The sequence below is a fragment of the Pseudomonas weihenstephanensis genome (assembly GCF_016812185.1).
Classification (GTDB): Bacteria; Pseudomonadota; Gammaproteobacteria; order Pseudomonadales; family Pseudomonadaceae; genus Aquipseudomonas; species Aquipseudomonas weihenstephanensis.
In genome coordinates, this window is the sequence record NZ_JAAEBV010000004.1 from 313,121 (window position 1) to 330,413 (window position 17,293).

Annotated in this window: 12 protein-coding genes and 1 pseudogene; 1 reads left to right on the plus strand and 12 read right to left on the minus strand. The window is 59.5% G+C overall.

What is annotated here, in order from left to right; translation table 11 throughout:
- Positions 1–88: 88 nt before the first annotated feature.
- Complete coding sequence (locus GYN01_RS14960; RefSeq protein WP_203307375.1) at positions 89–991, minus strand: LysR family transcriptional regulator; 903 nt, start codon at positions 989–991, stop codon at positions 89–91.
- 168 nt (positions 992–1,159) lie between these two features.
- On the opposite strand from GYN01_RS14960, the gene GYN01_RS14965 reads away from it, so the two are divergent.
- Positions 1,160–2,392: an MFS transporter gene (locus tag GYN01_RS14965; RefSeq protein ID WP_420850438.1), complete on the plus strand. Its 1,233-nt coding sequence runs from the start codon at positions 1,160–1,162 to the stop codon at positions 2,390–2,392.
- Positions 2,393–2,458: 66 nt separating this feature from the next.
- On the opposite strand, the gene hemE is transcribed toward GYN01_RS14965, so the two are convergent.
- The 11 genes and pseudogenes from hemE to pilM all read right to left on the minus strand — a co-directional run bounded on the left by hemE (position 2,459) and on the right by pilM (position 17,157).
- A complete protein-coding gene (gene hemE, locus GYN01_RS14970) occupies positions 2,459–3,526 on the minus strand; it encodes a uroporphyrinogen decarboxylase (protein WP_048364541.1) in 1,068 nt (355 codons plus the stop codon).
- Positions 3,527–3,758: 232 nt separating this feature from the next.
- Positions 3,759–5,177 (minus strand): FAD-dependent oxidoreductase, encoded by a 1,419-nt coding sequence (locus GYN01_RS14975; RefSeq protein ID WP_203307376.1) that lies wholly within the window; start codon positions 5,175–5,177, stop codon positions 3,759–3,761.
- A gap of 33 nt (positions 5,178–5,210) precedes the next feature.
- Entirely contained in the window at positions 5,211–9,659 is a 4,449-nt protein-coding gene (gene gltB / locus GYN01_RS14980) for a glutamate synthase large subunit (protein WP_048400613.1), read from the minus strand.
- A gap of 333 nt (positions 9,660–9,992) precedes the next feature.
- The gene (locus GYN01_RS14985) at positions 9,993–11,582 is read right to left on the minus strand and encodes an AAA family ATPase (RefSeq protein ID WP_048400615.1); all 1,590 of its coding nucleotides are present in this window, start codon (positions 11,580–11,582) and stop codon (positions 9,993–9,995) included.
- A gap of 10 nt (positions 11,583–11,592) precedes the next feature.
- A complete protein-coding gene (aroB, locus tag GYN01_RS14990) occupies positions 11,593–12,693 on the minus strand; it encodes a 3-dehydroquinate synthase (protein WP_048364545.1) in 1,101 nt (366 codons plus the stop codon).
- A 149-nt stretch (positions 12,694–12,842) separates the two neighbouring features.
- Positions 12,843–13,361 (minus strand): shikimate kinase AroK, encoded by a 519-nt coding sequence (aroK, locus tag GYN01_RS14995; protein WP_048364758.1) that lies wholly within the window; start codon positions 13,359–13,361, stop codon positions 12,843–12,845.
- 4 nt (positions 13,362–13,365) lie between these two features.
- A pseudogene (locus tag GYN01_RS15000) lies at positions 13,366–14,610 on the minus strand (type IV pilus secretin PilQ); the annotation flags it as partial.
- A gap of 153 nt (positions 14,611–14,763) precedes the next feature.
- Complete coding sequence (locus GYN01_RS15005) at positions 14,764–15,291, minus strand: pilus assembly protein PilP (protein ID WP_048364547.1); 528 nt, start codon at positions 15,289–15,291, stop codon at positions 14,764–14,766.
- The gene (locus GYN01_RS15010; RefSeq protein ID WP_238936268.1) at positions 15,288–15,797 is read right to left on the minus strand and encodes a type IV pilus inner membrane component PilO; all 510 of its coding nucleotides are present in this window, start codon (positions 15,795–15,797) and stop codon (positions 15,288–15,290) included. The genes GYN01_RS15005 and GYN01_RS15010 overlap by 4 nt, the downstream gene beginning before the upstream one ends.
- 110 nt (positions 15,798–15,907) lie before the next feature.
- Positions 15,908–16,474, minus strand: coding sequence for a PilN domain-containing protein (locus GYN01_RS15015; RefSeq protein WP_048364549.1), 567 nt, complete (start codon positions 16,472–16,474; stop codon positions 15,908–15,910).
- On the minus strand, positions 16,474–17,157 hold the full coding sequence (gene pilM / locus GYN01_RS15020) for a type IV pilus assembly protein PilM (protein WP_203307377.1): 684 nt from the start codon (positions 17,155–17,157) through the stop codon (positions 16,474–16,476). Before pilM ends, GYN01_RS15015 begins: the two co-directional genes overlap by 1 nt.
- Positions 17,158–17,293 lie beyond the last annotated feature (136 nt).

A 17,293-nucleotide genomic window follows, 5' to 3' on the forward strand; every position in this document is an offset into this window, starting at 1 on the left:
TAGATACGCTGTACTCTCACGGCCTTGCCGTGCCTCCCGGAGGCTGCGATCTTTTGACCTTAAGAAAGATCGCAGCCTGCACCAGCGCCTACGGGATGTTGGGGACGGTTTTGCGTGTCAGCAGGTCGGCAAACGCATGGGCCATCGGTGAGTGCTGACCTTTGCGTTGCACCAGCCACACGGCGGTGTTGGCATCCGGGTCGAGCAGCGCTCGGTACACCACGCCTTTGATACGCATGTGCTGGAACGACGCAGGTAAAACCGACACGCCCAACCCCGCCGACACCAGCCCGATGATGGTCATGGCCTCGCCGGCTTCCTGTGAAAAATGCGGGCTGAACCCGGCTTGCCGGGCCAGGCTCAGCAACTGCGCGTACAAGCCGCTGCCATAACTGCGCGGGAAGAATACAAACGGCTCTTCGGCCAGCGCCGCCAGGTGCAAGCCGTCCTCACTGCCTTCGGCCAACGGGTGGTCAGCGCGAATCACGGCGACCAACGGCTCGCGGAACAGTTCCACAGCATGCAGCGAATCGGGCAATACCAGCGGGCGCATCATGCCCACTTCAATGGACTCATCCACCAGCCCTTCGGCGACTTCGCGGCTGCTCATTTCTTTGAGGTTCAAGTGCACGGCGGGGAATGCCTGACGAAAGGCAAAGATCGCCTGCGGGATGCTGGAGCTGAACGGGGCCGATGAGGTGAAGCCGATCTTTAATTCACCCAGTTCACCCAACTGCGCGCGCCGCGCCACATCGGCGGCTTTGTCGACCTGCGCCAACACCACACGCGCCTCTTCCAAAAACAATCGTCCCGCTTCGCTGAGTGCAACGCGCCGGTTGGTGCGGTCGAACAATCGCGCACCCAACTCCTGCTCCAGCGCCTGTATTTGCTGGCTCAGCGGCGGTTGGGAGATGCCCAGTAACTGAGCCGCACGGCCAAAGTGCAGCTCTTCGGCGACGGCGATGAAGTAGCGCAAATGACGCAGTTCCATACAGGCTCCATTGAGTCGTAAAACCTATCAAACAGGTCGAACAATATATTGGAAAGAATCGTTAGCCGCCTATATTCTTTTGCCATTGCCGCCCGGCTTTACGTGTTTTTGAGGTCCCCCGTGAAAACTGCTGTTGCCCCGCTCGCCCACGAAGTCCCGCCTTCTGCGCTGGATGATGTTGTCGCTGAACTCAATGACGTGTTTATCGAAAAAGGCACACCGATGTTTATGCGCACGGTGCTGGCGTTGTTCTCGGGCGGGTTTGCGACCTTTGCACTGCTGTATTGCGTGCAGCCGATGATGCCGGTGCTGTCCCATGAATACGGGATCAATGCGGCGCAAAGCAGCCTGATCCTGTCGGTCGCCACCGCGATGCTGGCCATTGGTCTGCTGGTGACCGGCCCTATTTCTGACGCCTTTGGGCGTAAACCGGTGATGGTGTTTGCGCTGTTTTCAGCCGCCGCTTTTACCGTACTCAGTGCCTTGATGCCGACGTGGGAAGGCGTACTGATCACCCGGGCGCTGGTGGGTTTATCGCTCAGTGGGCTGGCCGCAGTGGCGATGACCTATTTGAGTGAAGAAATTCACCCGCAGCACATCGGGCTGGCGATGGGGTTGTACATCGGCGGCAACGCGATTGGCGGCATGAGCGGGCGTTTGATCAGCGGCGTATTGATCGACTTTGTGAGCTGGCACACGGCGATGCTGGTGATCGGCGGGCTGGCACTGGCGGCGGCGCTGGTGTTCGTAAAAATCCTTCCCGAGTCGCGCAACTTCCGCCCACGGGCCATGAACCCACGCAGCCTGCTTGACGGCTTCACCATGCACTTTCGCGACGCCGGGTTGCCGTGGCTGTTTCTCGAAGCGTTCCTGCTGATGGGCAGCTTCGTGACGCTGTTCAACTACATCGGCTATCGCCTGCTGGCCGACCCGTACAACATGAACCAGGCCGTGGTGGGCTTGCTGTCCATCGTGTACCTGTCGGGCATCTACAGCTCGGCGCAAATTGGCGCGCTGGCGGACAAACTGGGGCGCCGCAAAGTGCTGTGGGCGGTCATCGTGCTGATGCTGGCCGGGATTGCCCTGACCCTGCTGGAACCGATCGCGTTCGTGGTCATCGGCATGCTGCTGTTCACGTTTGGTTTCTTTGGCGCGCACTCGGTGGCCAGCAGCTGGATTGGCCGGCGCGCCACCAAGGCCAAGGGCCAAGCGTCGTCGCTGTACCTGTTCAGCTACTACGCAGGCTCGAGCGTGGCCGGAACCTTGGGCGGGGTGTTTTGGCACCTCGCGGGGTGGAACGGCATTGGCCTGTTTATCGGCGGTTTGTTGGTGATTGCCCTGCTAGTGGCACTGCACCTGGCCAAACTGCCCGCGTTGCCGGGAAATATGAAGAACGCCTGAGCGTTCAATCCGCCATAAAAAAGGCCCGGGTCTCAAGCGAGAACCGGGCCTTTTGCGTACCGCTACTTACTGATGGTATTGCCCCGAGAACTCATGCACGGCGCTGATGAAGGCCCCTGCGTGTTCCGGTTTAACTTCCGGGGTGATGCCATGCCCCAAGTTGAACACGTGGCCCGAACCGTTGCCGTAGCTGGCCAGAATGCGTTTAACCTCGGTGCGGATGGCTTCGGGGTTAGCGTAGAGCACGGTGGGGTCCATGTTGCCTTGCAGCGCAACTTTGTTACCCACGCGACGGCGGGCTTCGCCCAGGTCGCAGGTCCAGTCCAGGCCCAGCGCGTCGGCGCCTGCATCGGCGATGCTTTCGAGCCACAAGCCACCGTTTTTGGTGAACAGGATGACTGGTACTTTGCGGCCTTCGTGCTCGCGGATCAGGCCGCTGACGATTTTGCGCATGTAAGCCAGGGAGAACTCCTGATACGCCGCCGACGACAGGTTACCGCCCCAGGTGTCGAAGATTTGCACCGCTTGCGCACCGGCCAGAATCTGCCCGTTGAGGTACGAAGTCACCGACTGCGCCAGCTTGTCGAGCAGCAAGTGCATGGCCTGCGGGGTGTCGTAGAGCATGGCTTTGGTTTTGCGGAAGTCTTTGGACGAGCCGCCTTCAACCATGTAAGTGGCCAGCGTCCACGGGCTGCCGGAGAAGCCGATCAGCGGCACGCGACCGTTGAGTTCTTTGCGGATGGTGCTGACCGCGTTCATCACGTAGCCGAGGTCTTTTTGCGGATCAGGGATTGGCAGCGCTTCGATGTCGGCCAGGGTGCTGACTACTTTTTTGAAGCGCGGTCCTTCGCCGGTCTCGAAGTACAGGCCTTGGCCCATCGCGTCGGGGATGGTCAGGATGTCGGAAAACAGAATCGCGGCATCGAGCTGCGGGAAACGGTCCAGAGGCTGCATGGTGACTTCGCAGGCGAACTCGGCGTTCTTGCACAAGCTCATGAAATCACCGGCCTTGGCGCGGCTGGCGCGGTATTCCGGCAAGTAGCGACCGGCCTGACGCATCATCCAGACAGGCGTTACGTCTACGGGTTGCTTGAGCAAAGCGCGAAGGAAACGGTCATTCTTGAGATCAGTCATGTCAGCATCCGGAAAAAAAGTGGGGGCATTTTCTCAGAGACGGACGCAAAAGGCACGGCAAGAGCCGTGCCTTTTATCTATCGGGGCGATTTGTCGCGTTTAGGGTGACGCTTTGCCCTCACCCCAGCCCTCTCCCGGAGGGAGAGGGGGCTTTTTTATGGTGGTACATAAATCTGCGGTACACACCCCATCAGTCCCCTCTCCCTTTGGGAGAGGGTTAGGGTGAGGGTTTTTAGACCCCCAAATAATCCATGATCCCTTCGGCCGCCGTACGGCCTTCGAAGATCGCGGTCACCACCAGGTCAGAGCCACGCACCATGTCGCCACCGGCAAAAATCTTCGGGTGGCTGGTCTGGTGCTTGAACGCCGACTGTTCAGGCGCAATCACGCGGCCCTGGCTGTCGGTCTGGATCTCAAACTGTTCAAACCACAGCGCAGGGCTGGGACGAAAACCGAACGCGATGATCACCGCATCTGCCGGAATGATTTCTTCGGACCCCGGAATCGGCTCCGGGCTACGGCGGCCACGCGCATCCGGCTCGCCCAGACGGGTCTCAACCACCTTCACGCCTTCGACGCGACCTTCACCCACAATGGCAATCGGCTGACGGTTATAGAGGAACTTGACGCCTTCTTCCTTGGCGTTTTTCACCTCTTTGCGCGAGCCGGGCATGTTGGCTTCGTCACGACGATAGGCACAGGTCACAGACTTGGCGCCCTGGCGGATGGAGGTGCGGTTGCAGTCCATCGCCGTGTCGCCCCCCCCCAGTACCACAATCTTTTTGCCTTTCATGTCGACGAAATCGTCCGGCGACTTTTCAAAGCCCAGGTTGCGGTTGACGTTGGCGATCAGGAAATCCAGCGCATCATGCACGCCCGGCAGGTCTTCACCGGCAAAACCCCCTTTCATGTAGGTGTAGGTGCCCATGCCCATGAAGACCGCGTCGTACTCTTCCAGCAGCTGTTGCATGCTGATGTCTTTGCCGATTTCGGTGTTGAGGCGGAACTCGATCCCCATCCCGGTAAAGACTTCACGCCGATGGCTGAGCACGGTTTTTTCGAGCTTGAACTCGGGAATACCGAAGGTCAGCAGGCCACCGATTTCCGGGTTTTTGTCGAACACCACCGGGGTCACGCCACCGCGCACCAGCACGTCAGCGCAACCCAGGCCCGCAGGCCCGGCACCAATGATGGCCACTCGCTTGCCGGTCGGTACGACCTTGGACATGTCCGGGCGCCAGCCCATAGCGAAAGCGGTGTCGGTGATGTACTTCTCGACCGAGCCGATGGTCACGGCGCCAAAGCCGTCATTGAGGGTGCAGGCACCCTCGCACAGGCGGTCTTGCGGGCACACCCGGCCGCACACCTCGGGCAGGGTGTTGGTCTGGTGCGACAGCTCGGCGGCGGCGAGGATGTTGCCCTCGGCCACCAGCTTGAGCCAGTTGGGAATGAAGTTATGCACAGGGCATTTCCATTCGCAGTACGGGTTGCCGCAGCCCAGGCAGCGGTGGGCCTGATCGGCCGACTGCTGGGGTTTGAACGGTTCGTAGATCTCCACGAACTCTTTTTTGCGTTGACGTAACAGTTTCTTCTTCGGATCTTTGCGCCCGACATCGATGAACTGGAAGTCGTTACTCAGACGTTCAGCCATGGTTAAAACCTCATCACACTATTCAGGCGCATATCACTGCGGGTTGGCACGGATGCTGGAAAGCAGCGATTTCAAGCTGGCAGCCTTCGGCTTGACCATCCAGAAACGACGCAGGTAATCATCGAGGTTTTCCGAGAGATTACGGCCCCACTCGCTGTGGGTTTCCTCGACGTATTCGTCCAGCACGTGTTGCAGATGGTTGCGGTACGCCTCCATCGCTTCGCCGCTGATGCGCTGAATTTCAACCAGTTCGTGGTTAACGCGGTCGACGAAGGTGTTGTCCTGATCCAGCACGTAGGCGAAACCGCCCGTCATGCCTGAGCCGAAGTTGTAACCGGTTTTGCCCAGCACGCAGACAAAACCGCCCGTCATGTATTCACAGCAGTGATCGCCTGTGCCTTCAACCACGGTGTGAGCACCGGAGTTACGCACGGCGAAGCGCTCGCCCGCGGTGCCCGCCGCAAACAGTTTGCCGCCAGTGGCGCCGTACAGGCAGGTGTTGCCGATAATCGCACTGTCCTGGGTTTTGTACACGCTGCCGGTCGGCGGCACGATCACCAGCTTGCCGCCTGTCATGCCTTTGCCTACGTAGTCGTTGGCATCGCCTTGCAAGTAGAGGTTCAAACCACCGGCGTTCCACACACCAAAGCTCTGACCCGCAGTGCCTTTGAAGCGGAACGTGACCGGCGCCTTGGCCATGCCCTGGTTGCCGTGGGCACGGGCGATTTCACCCGAGATGCGGGCACCGATGGAACGGTCGCAGTTGCAGATGTCGAGGTCGAACTCGGCCCCGCTCAGGTCGTTGATGGCCGAACGTGCCATGTCGAGCATTTGCTCGGCCAGCAGGCCTTTATCGAACGGCGGGTTGCGCTCCACTTGGCAGAACTGCGGTTTGTCCGCCGGGATATGGTCGCTGCCCAACAGCGGCGTCAGGTCCAGATGCTGCTGCTTGGCGGTTTCGCCCGGCAGGAGGTTCAGCAGGTCGGTGCGCCCGATCAGTTCTTCGAGGCTGCGCACGCCGAGCCGGGCCAGCCACTCGCGGGTTTCTTCGGCCACGTAGGTGAAGAAGTTGACCACCATGTCGACCGTGCCGATGTAGTGGTTTTTGCGCAGTGATTCGTTCTGCGTGGCCACGCCGGTGGCGCAGTTGTTGAGGTGGCAGATACGCAGGTATTTGCAGCCCAGTGCGATCATCGGCGCCGTACCGAAGCCGAAGCTTTCGGCACCCAGAATCGCCGCTTTGATCACGTCGAGGCCGGTTTTCAGGCCGCCGTCGGTCTGCACCCGCACTTTGCCGCGCAGGTCGTTGCCGCGCAGGGTCTGGTGGGTTTCAGCCAGACCCAGCTCCCACGGTGCGCCCGCGTACTTGATGGAGGTCAGCGGCGAAGCGCCGGTGCCACCGTCATAACCGGAGATGGTGATGAGATCGGCATAGGCCTTGGCCACGCCTGCGGCGATGGTGCCCACGCCCGCTTCTGCCACCAGCTTCACCGAGACCAGCGCTTTGGGGTTGACCTGTTTCAAGTCAAAAATCAGCTGCGACAAGTCTTCAATCGAGTAAATGTCGTGGTGCGGCGGTGGCGAAATCAGGGTCACGCCCGGTACGGCATAACGCAATTTGGCAATCAGGCCGTTGACCTTGCCGCCCGGCAGTTGCCCGCCCTCGCCCGGCTTGGCGCCTTGCGCGACTTTGATTTGCAACACTTCAGCGTTGACCAGGTATTCGGGGGTTACGCCGAAACGGCCGGTGGCCACTTGCTTGATTTTCGAGCTTTTGATGGTGCCGTAGCGCGCCGGGTCTTCGCCGCCTTCACCGGAGTTGGAGCGTGCGCCCAAGCGGTTCATGGCTTCGGCCAGGGCTTCATGGGCCTCGGGCGACAATGCTCCGAGCGAGATACCGGCCGAGTCGAAACGCTTGAGGATCGATTCCAGCGGCTCGATCTGGTCGATGGCCAGCGGCGTGTCGAGGGTTTTGACCTGCAACAGGTCGCGGATCATCGACACCGGGCGCTTGTCGACCAGAGCGGTGTATTCCTTGAACTTGCTGTAGTCGCCTTGTTGCACAGCCGCTTGCAGGGTGGCGACCACGTCCGGGTTGTAGGCGTGGTATTCGCCACCGTGCACGTATTTGAGCAGGCCGCCTTGCTGGATCGGCTTGCGCGCGCTCCAGGCTTCGGCCGCCAACAGTTTCTGCTCGGCTTCAAGGTCGACAAACCGGGCGCCCTTGAGACGGCTTGGTACGCCGCGAAAGCTCATGTCGCAGATTTCTTCAGACAAACCAATGGCTTCAAACAACTGCGCGCCACGGTACGAGGCGATGGTCGAAATGCCCATCTTCGACAGAATTTTCAGCAGGCCCTTGGTGATGCCTTTGCGGTAGTTTTTGAACACCTCGTAGAGGTCGCCCAGCACTTCACCGGTGCGGATCAGGTCACCCAGCACTTCGTAGGCCAGGAACGGGTACACCGCCGAAGCGCCGAAACCGATCAGCACGGCAAAGTGGTGCGGGTCACGGGCGGTGGCGGTTTCGACCAGGATGTTGCTGTCGCAACGCAGGCCTTTTTCAGTCAGGCGGTGATGCACCGCGCCCACAGCCAGCGACGCGTGAACCGGCAATTTGCCCGGCGCGATATGACGGTCGCTCAGCACGATCTGGGTACGGCCCGCGCGGGCCGCTGCTTCGGCCTGGTCCGCAATGTTGCGCACCGCGGCTTCTAGCCCAAGGCTCTCGTCGTAGTTGAGGTCGATGATCTGACGCTCGAAACCCGGCAGGTCGAGGTTCATCAGCGAGCGCCACTTGGCAGGCGAGATGACCGGCGAGCTGAGGATCACGCGCGAAGCGTGCTCAGGGGATTCCTGGAAAATGTTGCGCTCGGCACCGAGGCAGATTTCCAGCGACATGACGATGGCTTCGCGCAACGGGTCGATCGGCGGATTGGTGACCTGCGCGAACTGCTGGCGGAAGTAGTCATACGGGGTGCGCACACGCTGGGACAACACCGCCATTGGCGTGTCGTCGCCCATCGAGCCGACGGCTTCGTAGCCTTGCTCGCCGAGCGGGCGCAGCACTTGGTCGCGCTCCTCGAACGTGACCTGATACATCTTCATGTACTGCTTGAGCTGGTCGACGTCATAAAACGCCGAACCGTGGTCGTGGTCATCAATGGTGGCCTGAATGCGCAGAGCATTCTTGCGCAGCCATTGCTTGTACGGATGGCGCGACTTCAAGCGGTTGTCGATGGAATCGGTGTCGAGCACCTGACCGGTTTCGGTATCCACCGCCAGAATTTGGCCGGGGCCGACGCGGCCTTTGGCGATCACGTCTTCTGGCTGGTAGTTCCACACGCCGATTTCCGAGGCGATGGTGATGTAGCCGTTGGTGGTGGTCACCCAACGCGCCGGGCGCAGGCCGTTACGGTCGAGCAGGCAAACGGCATAGCGACCGTCGGTCATGACCACGCCCGCCGGGCCGTCCCACGGCTCCATGTGCATGGAGTTGTACTCATAGAACGCCCGCAGGTCGGGGTCCATGGTTTCAACGTTTTGCCATGCAGGGGGTATCAGCATGCGCACGCCACGGAACAGGTCGATGCCGCCGGTGACCATCAACTCCAGCATGTTGTCCATGCTGGAGGAGTCAGAACCCACACGGTTGACCAGCGGGCCGAGTTCGTCCAAATCGCCGATCAGGTCGTTGGCGAACTTGGTGCGACGGGCCAGCGCCCAGTTGCGGTTGCCAGTAATGGTGTTGATTTCACCGTTGTGGGCAAGAAAGCGAAAGGGCTGGGCCAGCGGCCATTTCGGCAAGGTGTTGGTGGAGAAGCGCTGGTGGAACACGCAGATCGCGGTTTGCAGGCGCTCATCGCTCAGGTCCGGATAGAAGGCGGTGAGGTCCGCCGGCATCATCAGGCCTTTATAAATGATGGTCTTGTGGGAAAAGCTGCAAATGTAGTGATCGGTGTCGGCAGCATTGGCCACGGACGAACGACGGCGAGCGCTGAACAGCTTGATCGCCATGTCCTGATCGCTCAAGCCATCGCCTGCGATGAACACTTGCTCGATCTGCGGCAAACGCTCCAGCGCCAGACGACCCAGCACGCGGGTGTCGATCGGTACTTTGCGCCAGCCCACCAGATGCAGGCCGGCCGCGAGAATTTCGCGGTTCATGTTGTCGCGGGCCGCTTGGGCCTTGATCGGGTCCTGGTTGAAAAACACCATGCCGACCGCGTATTGCTTGGGTAAATCGGCACCGAACTGTTCTTTGGCGACTGCACGCAAGAACAGATCAGGCTTTTGAATCAGCAGGCCACAACCGTCGCCGGTTTTGCCGTCTGCGTTGATCCCACCGCGGTGGGTCATGCAGGTCAGTGCCTCAATGGCTGTTTGTAAAAGGGTATGACTGGGTTCGCCCTGCATATGGGCAATCAGGCCGAAACCACAGTTATCCTTGAATTCGTCGGGGTGGTACAGACCTGCTTTCATAGACACTTTCTCACCAGGCTGCCCCAAAAAGGGGCAAATTTCTTTTTAATTCAACCACTTGCTTCCCGCGCTGAACGTACGCCAGCTTGGCAGGGGCAAAAGGGTGGTCATTCTACACACCGCCAGAAACACCCACAAATTAAGCGGCGATTAACCGTACATTCGTGTCGCATTTATGAAAGGTTTAAAGAGATTACTTGTGCTAGTCAAAACATTTTTGATGTTGACTGCCACAAGGCGCAGACACCACAAGGCACACGGCTTGAAAAGCCGCATGCGCAAGCAGGAATGTTAGGTGTGAAGCACGGCGACCTGGGTAAGGTCGCCGGGGCTTCAACGAGCGGCTGCCAGTTCTTGTTGGACGCTGGCGACAGTGCGAGGCCAAGGTTTACCAGCCTGAATCTTCGCTGGCAAGCTCTTGATAGCGGCGGTGGCCGCGGCATGGCTTGAGAAATTGCCGTAAGTCACGACATACAACGGTTTGCCGTTAAGCATTTTTTTGAAGTAACGGGAGTCGCCGCCTACTTCTTTGACGACGTTTTGCGCAGACGCTTCGGAGCTGGTGCCCACGATCTGGACTACATAATTACCCGCTGGCTGGCTGCTGTACCAGCTACCACCCGGTGCTGCTTTGGCCAGCGTCACCGGTTTTTCGGCTGGCTTGGCTACAGGCTTGGCCGCTGGCGCAGGTGTCGGCTTGGCTGCCGGAGCAGGTGCTGGCGTCGGCTTGGCGGCGACAACCGGCGCGGGGGCCGGACGTGGCGCAGGTGCAGGCGTTGGCACGGGCTCAGGACCTGCTGGCACACCCACAGGCGGTGCAGTGGTGGTCACGGTCGGTGGCACATTGGCGCCACCCTCGACCGCAGGCACGCCGCCATCATCGCCTTCAGAAATTCCGCCTGCGGCTTCAGCCAAAGGACCACGCATCACTGGCTGCGACTGACCCACCAGCGGCAGCGGCATAGGCTGCGAAGAGCCGGCGAAGTCAACCGACGGGTTAGCGCCGTTAGGTGAGGCCTGGCCCAGTGGCAATTGGGCTTGCTCGGCATTGGGCGCCGTCGGTGTTTTGCCGCGACCCGGGATCAGAATGGCGGCGGCGACGGCCACTACCACTACGGCACCAATGGCCAATACGTGTTTTTTCGGCATGTTGAACCCCATACTTGGACGCTTGACCGCTGTGCGGCTGGCAATCATGGCTTCGATCATTGCATCGCGGGCGACCTGATTGATGTTGCCAGGCCAGCCATCGGAGCTTTCGTGTATCTCTGAGATCTGTTGCGCGCTTAAGAGTTCGATTCCGGCGCCCGCCCCTTCAAGGCGCTGCGCCAGATATTCGCGGGTTTCTTCTTCGGTGTAAGGCTGCAATTCGATGACGTGAAAGCGTTCTTCGTCCGCGCTCAGTTGCTCAAGCCCGGCAATCATCGACGGCTCGCCAAACAGGAACACATGCGGACGGCCTTCGGGCGTGCCGCCTGCCAGCGCCAGCAGGGCTTCCAGTGCAGAGTCATCGAGCTGCTCGGCATCGTCGATCAGCAAGTAGACTTCTTGGCCGGTGAGGGCCAATTGCACCACTTGCGCCAGAATCGAGCCGACATCGGCATGGGCTACGTTGAGGGTTTGGGCAATCTGGCGCAACACGCCTGCCGCATCCCCGGCGCCACGGGCCGACACCACCACACTTTGCACCGACTGTTTGTTGGTACTGGCGACCAACGCCTGACGCAGCAACGTTTTGCCGCTGCCCTCAGGGCCGGTGACGACCAGCAGCAACTGGCTGTAGCGGGCAAGGTGATGCAGTTGACCCAACACCGGTTTGCGCTGGGCCGGGAAAAACTTGAACCCAGGCACCCGGGGGGCAAAAGGGTCGTGGTTGAGCTGGAAGTGACCGAGAAACGCCTCGTCGGCATGCAAACTAGTCATCGGGATCTTATTAACCTTTAAGCTGAGCCAGCGCGCGGTAATCCGCACCCAGCGTGGCCTGTAGAACCTCTTGTGGATAATCGTCGGTCACTGTGGCTTCGCCCATCCGGCGCAACAGCACCAGGCGCAAGCGGCCGTCGATCACTTTTTTATCAATTGCCATGTGTTCCATGAAATCGGCGGGGGTCATTTCGGCCGGTGGCACCACTGGCAAACCCGCACGTTCAAACAAGCGAATACCGCGGTCACGTTCGGCGTGGGTGATCCAGCCCAAACGTGCGGACATTTCCAGCGCCATCACGGTGCCTGCCGCCACGGCTTCACCGTGCAACCACACGCCGTAGCCCATATGGGTTTCGATGGCATGGCCAAAGGTGTGGCCCAGGTTGAGGGTGGCGCGCACGCCTGCCTCGCGTTCATCCGCACCTACCACTTCAGCCTTGGCCGCGCACGAGCGCTGAATGGCGGTCGTCAGGGCCACCTGATCGAGCGCGCGCAGCGCGTCGACGTGCTCTTCCAGCCAGGTCAAAAACGGTTCGTCGCAGATCAGGCCGTACTTGATGACCTCCGCCAGACCTGCGGACAATTCGCGGGCCGGGAGCGTGTTCAGGCTGGTGGTATCGATCAGCACCAGATTGGGCTGATAGAACGCACCGACCATGTTTTTGCCCAGCGGATGGTTGATGCCGGTTTTGCCGCCTACCGATGAGTCCACCTGAGACAGCAACGTGGTGGGCACCTGAATGAAATCAACGCCGCGCTGATAGCACGCCGCTGCAAAGCCGGCCATGTCACCAATCACGCCGCCGCCCAAGGCGATCACCGTGGTGCGACGGTCATGGCGTGCGGTGAGCAGGCCATCGAAAATCAGTTGCAGGGTTTCCCAGTTTTTAAACGATTCGCCGTCGGGCAGGATAATCGGCAGTACCGAATAGGCCGCCAGGCTGCGGGTCAGACGCTCAAGATAGAGAGGCGCTACGGTTTCGTTGGTCACAATCGCCACTTGGCGACCGGCGATGTGTGGGGCCAGCAACTGCGGCTGATCCAACAGGCCTTCGCCAATATGAATCGGGTAGCTGCGCTCGCCTAGATCAACCTTCAGTGTCTGCATGAATCCCCGCATTGAAAAGGACGACGGGCGCCCTGTCTCGCAATTATCAAGTGTTGGCCGCGCCGGGTAATGACGCAGCCCAGTAGCCTTTGGCCATACCGCTGAACGGGCAAGGCCGGCGCCGAGGATAGCGCATTTTGTGACAAGCTTTAACGGGGAGGAAGCTGGGCCAGACGCTCCAGAATGTCCAAAACCACCATTCGCGGTGGCCGCTCATCGGTTTCGACCACTACATCGGCGATTTCGCGATAAAGCGGATCACGGATCGCCAGCAAATCGCGAAGGATTTTCTCGGGGTTGGCATTGCGCAGCAGCGGCCGATTACGGTCACGCGAGGTGCGCGCGACCTGTTGCTCAATCGAGGCATGCAAATACACCACACGGCCACCGGCATACAGCAACGCACGGTTCTCGGGGCGCATGACGGCGCCACCGCCAGTCGCAAGCACAATGCCATCTTCTTTGCACAGGCACTCAATCATGGCGGTTTCGCGATCACGAAAACCCGCCTCGCCTTCTTTATCGAAGATCCACGGGATATTGGTGCCGGTGCGCAGTTCGATTTCCTTGTCGGAATCTTTGAACGGCAGCCGCAGCTCCTTTGCCAGCAAACGTCCAATGGTGCTTTTACCGGCGCCCATTGGCCCAACAAGAATCAAATTTCGCACAGAATCAATGACTCGCAGCAATCGCCTGATTGTTCATGATACGCGGAGTCAAGAACACCAGCAGCTCGGATTTTTTTTCGAGGACCAGGTCCCGGCGGAAAAGTCGGCCAACATACGGTAGATCGCCTAAAAATGGCACTTTATCTACCACATTGCTTTGCGTATTTGAGAACACGCCTCCAATCACGATGGTTTCGCCATCTTTGACCAGCACCTTGGCCTGCACTTCGTTTTTCTTGATGGGGGGCACGTTGTTGACCATGTTCAGGTAGTCAGGCTCATCTTTGGTGACGACGACTTGCATGATGACGCTGTTATCAGCAGTGATCTGCGGGGTCACTTCCAGCGACAAGGACGCCTCTTTGAACGACACCGAGGTTGCACCACTGGACGTGGACTCCTGATAAGGGATTTCAGTGCCCTTCAAGATGCGGGCGGTTTCCTTGTCTGCCGTGACGACCTTAGGCTGAGAAATAATCTCGCCATTCCCGGTTTTTTCCATGGCGCTGAGTTCAAGGTCCAGCAACACATTGTTGGTGATGAATGCGATGCCCAACCCCGAGGTATGGCCTGCAATGCCCATGTCCACAAACGGCGCACTCACCTCCCCTGCCCCCTGCACAACCGGTTTGGCGATGCCGCTCGCCGTCCACTGGCTTGCCTGGCGTAATGCCCCGCCCCAACGCACGCCCAGGCTTTTTTCGAAATCGACACCGGCCTCCACAATTCGCGCCTCGATCATGACCTGACGCACCGGCACATCCAGTTGAGCCACGATGCGCCGCAACTCGTCCAGCCGCTCGGGTGACTGAAACGCGATGATGTGGTTGGTGCGCTCATCCACTGTGATCGAACCGCGCCCTGGCTCGCCTGTTTGCCCACTGATCACTGACTGAAAGAGCGCGGCAATATCCGCCGCCCTGGCGTGATTGACCTGCACCAACTCACGGCGTAAAGGCGCCAGATCGGCCAGCGGGTTGCGCTCAGCCAGGTCCTGATGCGCGTAGCTCGCGATTTCGTCCTTGGGCGCAATCAATAACACATTGCCCTGCACGCGCTTATCCAACCCTTTGCTTTTGAGCACCACATCCAGTGCCTGATCCCACGGTACGTCTTGCAAGCTGAGCGTGACATTGCCTTGCACCGTATCGCTGACCACCACGTTGAGCCGGGTGAAATCGGCCAGTACTTGCAGCACCGTGCGCACTTCGATGTCTTGAAAGTTGAGGGACAGCACGTCCCCAGAGTAAACCGGGGGCGTGTTCGGCACAGGCGATTCGAGCCACGGTGAGGCGTGGTCAGGCAACATCGCGGGCACATTGGCCAGCACTGCCTGTGAATTCAGCGCACTCCATAGCGCCAGTCCACAGACCGGGAAAATCCTTTTCATGGTGTATTTCCGTTAAGACTGCTGTTTCAGAGAGATCGTCAGGGTTCGCTCAAGCCATCCGCCCCGACCATCGGAAATCACTTCAAACACTTCAACGTGTTGCGGGGTAATGGCGGCAATCTGGCCGTTGTTGCGGCCAAGGTAATCACCTGGCTGCACACGGTGAACGACGCCCTTGGCGCGCAGCAAGGCGTTGGCCTGCTGGTGATTGGACAACGTGCCCACCAGTTCGAACTGCGCCAGTTCGGTGCCTTCCAACAGGCCTCTGCTGCGCGCCTCATGCTGCGGGTAATCCAGCAGACTGGCTTGCCAATGGCTGCCTTGATCTTCGTGCAACCCGTGAAAAGGGCTTCGCAATAAGGTGGCCTCGTAGACAAACGGCTGGCGTTGCACCCGCGCAGGCAGGGGGTCAATCACACTGCCAACGTGCGCGTGGGCCGTGTGCAAGTCGCGCGCTAACTGCGCGATGCTTTGCGGGCTGTCACACCCCATCAAACTGACCAGCGCCGCCGCGACAAGGCAGTGGGCATGCACACTCATGGGATCGATCCTTGATCATTGGCGCGATAGGTTTTGGCCAGCAATGTCATGCGCAGCGGGCCGTTGGCGCCATCCGTGGCGGCCGTGAGGGTGAAGTCGTGGAGCGTGACGATACGCGGCAAAGTGGCGATGTCACCGAGGAAAAGCCCCAGGTCGTGGTAGCCACCCACCAGCAGCAGTTGCAAGGGGAGTTCGGTGTAAAAAGGTTGCAGGGTTTGGGGCAGCCATTGCATGTGCTCGATGACCAGGCCACGGCTGAGGCTGATCCGTGACACTTCTTCCAGCAGGCCAGGCACTTGAGCCTGGCTGGGGAGCTGGCTGTGCACATCGTCGAAGGTGGTTTGCAGCGATTGCAGGTGTTGGCGATAGCGCTCAAGCGTCGCAACCTCCCGCACTCTGGCCTCCCATTGCGCTTTCAATTGCGGTTCAACACTGCGCTGCTGCTGAAGGTGTGCCAACCCGGGCTGCACTAAAAGCACGTACCCCAGCGCCAGAACTACGGCCATCACTAGCACCGCCGTCGCTGCTTGACGCCCTGTTGTCCAGGCGCCTGCCTGCTTCAAACTTAACGTTTGCACGTCAAAAGTACGCAGGCTCTCCAGCCATTGCGTACCCATCAAAACTGACTGCCATCATGGGCGTTTTGCGACTGATGCACGGTCATCTGAAACAGTCGGGTATGGCTACCATCTTTTTCGATGCCCGCCTTCACTTCTATCAGTGCTGGCGCTTCGAGCCAGTGCGAGGCATCCAGGTTACGCATCAGTTCTGCAACCAGCGCGTTGGACTGCGCTACGCCCGTTATCGCGATTGTGCGCTCGGCCATTTTCACGTCGGTGAAATACACCCCGCCGGGCAAACTGCGCGCCAACTGATCGAACACAATGCTGCTGCCGGACCGATTACCTTGCAGGGTCTCGATGGTTTGCATGCGCTCGAGCAATTGCTCGCGCCGCACTTTCAACTGATCAATTTGTTGCGCCCGACCATCGAGCTGCACCATCGCGCTGCGTATCAGATCATTGCGCGCCAGCTGGCGCTCTACCGCCCGGTCAACGAAATGATCCAGCGCATACAGCCCTGCGGCCGCAACGGCCAACAGTGCAACCAACACCATCACATAGCGTTTGCGACGCTTTTCGCGCAGCCACTCGCGCCAGGGCAGTAAATTGATTCCTGCCATTAATCGAACCCCCTCAAGGCCAGACCACAGGCTGTTAATAGCTGCGCAGCATCGCAGAACACAGCGTCGGGTGCGAGTCGGGGGTTACGCTTGATGCCCGCTAAAGGTTCGCTCACCTCATAGCCGGGCAAACGACTTAACCCTTCAAGCCCGCGGGCCAAGGCATGGCTTTGAACCTCAATGACACGCGGGTTCAAGCCTGCGCCCAGCAAGACAGCTTGATGCCAATCGAGGGTCTCTTGCCGGCACACGACCAGCAAAACATCCAGTTGTTGAGGGTCCACCTCTGATACCCCCAACACATGGAAATCCAGTGCCGCTTCGTCGAGGCTGTACGGGACGTATTGCTCGGCCTCCAGCCGCACATGCAGCTCAAGATCGCTGGTGCTCAGGCCCGCCTCCACACGAATGACTTTACTGATGACCTGTGTATCGGGCATCGACATCACGGCATCCCGCGCCTGCACCCCAGCGTCGCCGAGTACCTTTAGTAACGCCTGTGCGACACTTTTTGCCGGGATGCCGGTCAGATCGTGCACAGCCATGGCTGGCAGGGGTTCTATGGCATAGGCTTCAAGCTGAATGCCACTGCGCGAGCGGCTCAGTTCGACCATATTGATCGACTGCGCACCGACTTCGATGCCCACATACCGCTGGGGCTTTGTCGTGAAAAATCCGGACACTGCTGTTTTCCCTAATGCAATCCGTGACTTACGGAGGGTTAAAAATGAGATCCGTTCATATCCCGTTCCGACATGAGGCCCATGACGCTCATGCACGAAAAATGCTTATAATGCCGGGCGTTTTTTCCGCATTGTC

What these genes read in the sequence shown, in the direction of transcription:
- GYN01_RS15010 (WP_238936268.1), bottom strand. Translation starts at nt 15,797, where the DNA reads ATGGCCGTAGTTCTGGCGCTGGGGTACGTGCTTTTAGTGCAGCCCGGG.
- hemE (WP_048364541.1), bottom strand. Translation starts at nt 3,526, where the DNA reads ATGACTGATCTCAAGAATGACCGTTTCCTTCGCGCTTTGCTCAAGCAA.
- aroB (WP_048364545.1), bottom strand. Translation starts at nt 12,693, where the DNA reads ATGCAGACACTGAAGGTTGATCTAGGCGAGCGCAGCTACCCGATTCAT.
- GYN01_RS14960 (WP_203307375.1), bottom strand. Translation starts at nt 991, where the DNA reads ATGGAACTGCGTCATTTGCGCTACTTCATCGCCGTCGCCGAAGAGCTG.
- GYN01_RS14985 (WP_048400615.1), bottom strand. Translation starts at nt 11,582, where the DNA reads ATGACTAGTTTGCATGCCGACGAGGCGTTTCTCGGTCACTTCCAGCTC.
- GYN01_RS15015 (WP_048364549.1), bottom strand. Translation starts at nt 16,474, where the DNA reads ATGGCAGGAATCAATTTACTGCCCTGGCGCGAGTGGCTGCGCGAAAAG.
- GYN01_RS14975 (WP_203307376.1), bottom strand. Translation starts at nt 5,177, where the DNA reads ATGGCTGAACGTCTGAGTAACGACTTCCAGTTCATCGATGTCGGGCGC.
- gltB (WP_048400613.1), bottom strand. Translation starts at nt 9,659, where the DNA reads ATGAAAGCAGGTCTGTACCACCCCGACGAATTCAAGGATAACTGTGGT.
- GYN01_RS15005 (WP_048364547.1), bottom strand. Translation starts at nt 15,291, where the DNA reads ATGAGTGTGCATGCCCACTGCCTTGTCGCGGCGGCGCTGGTCAGTTTG.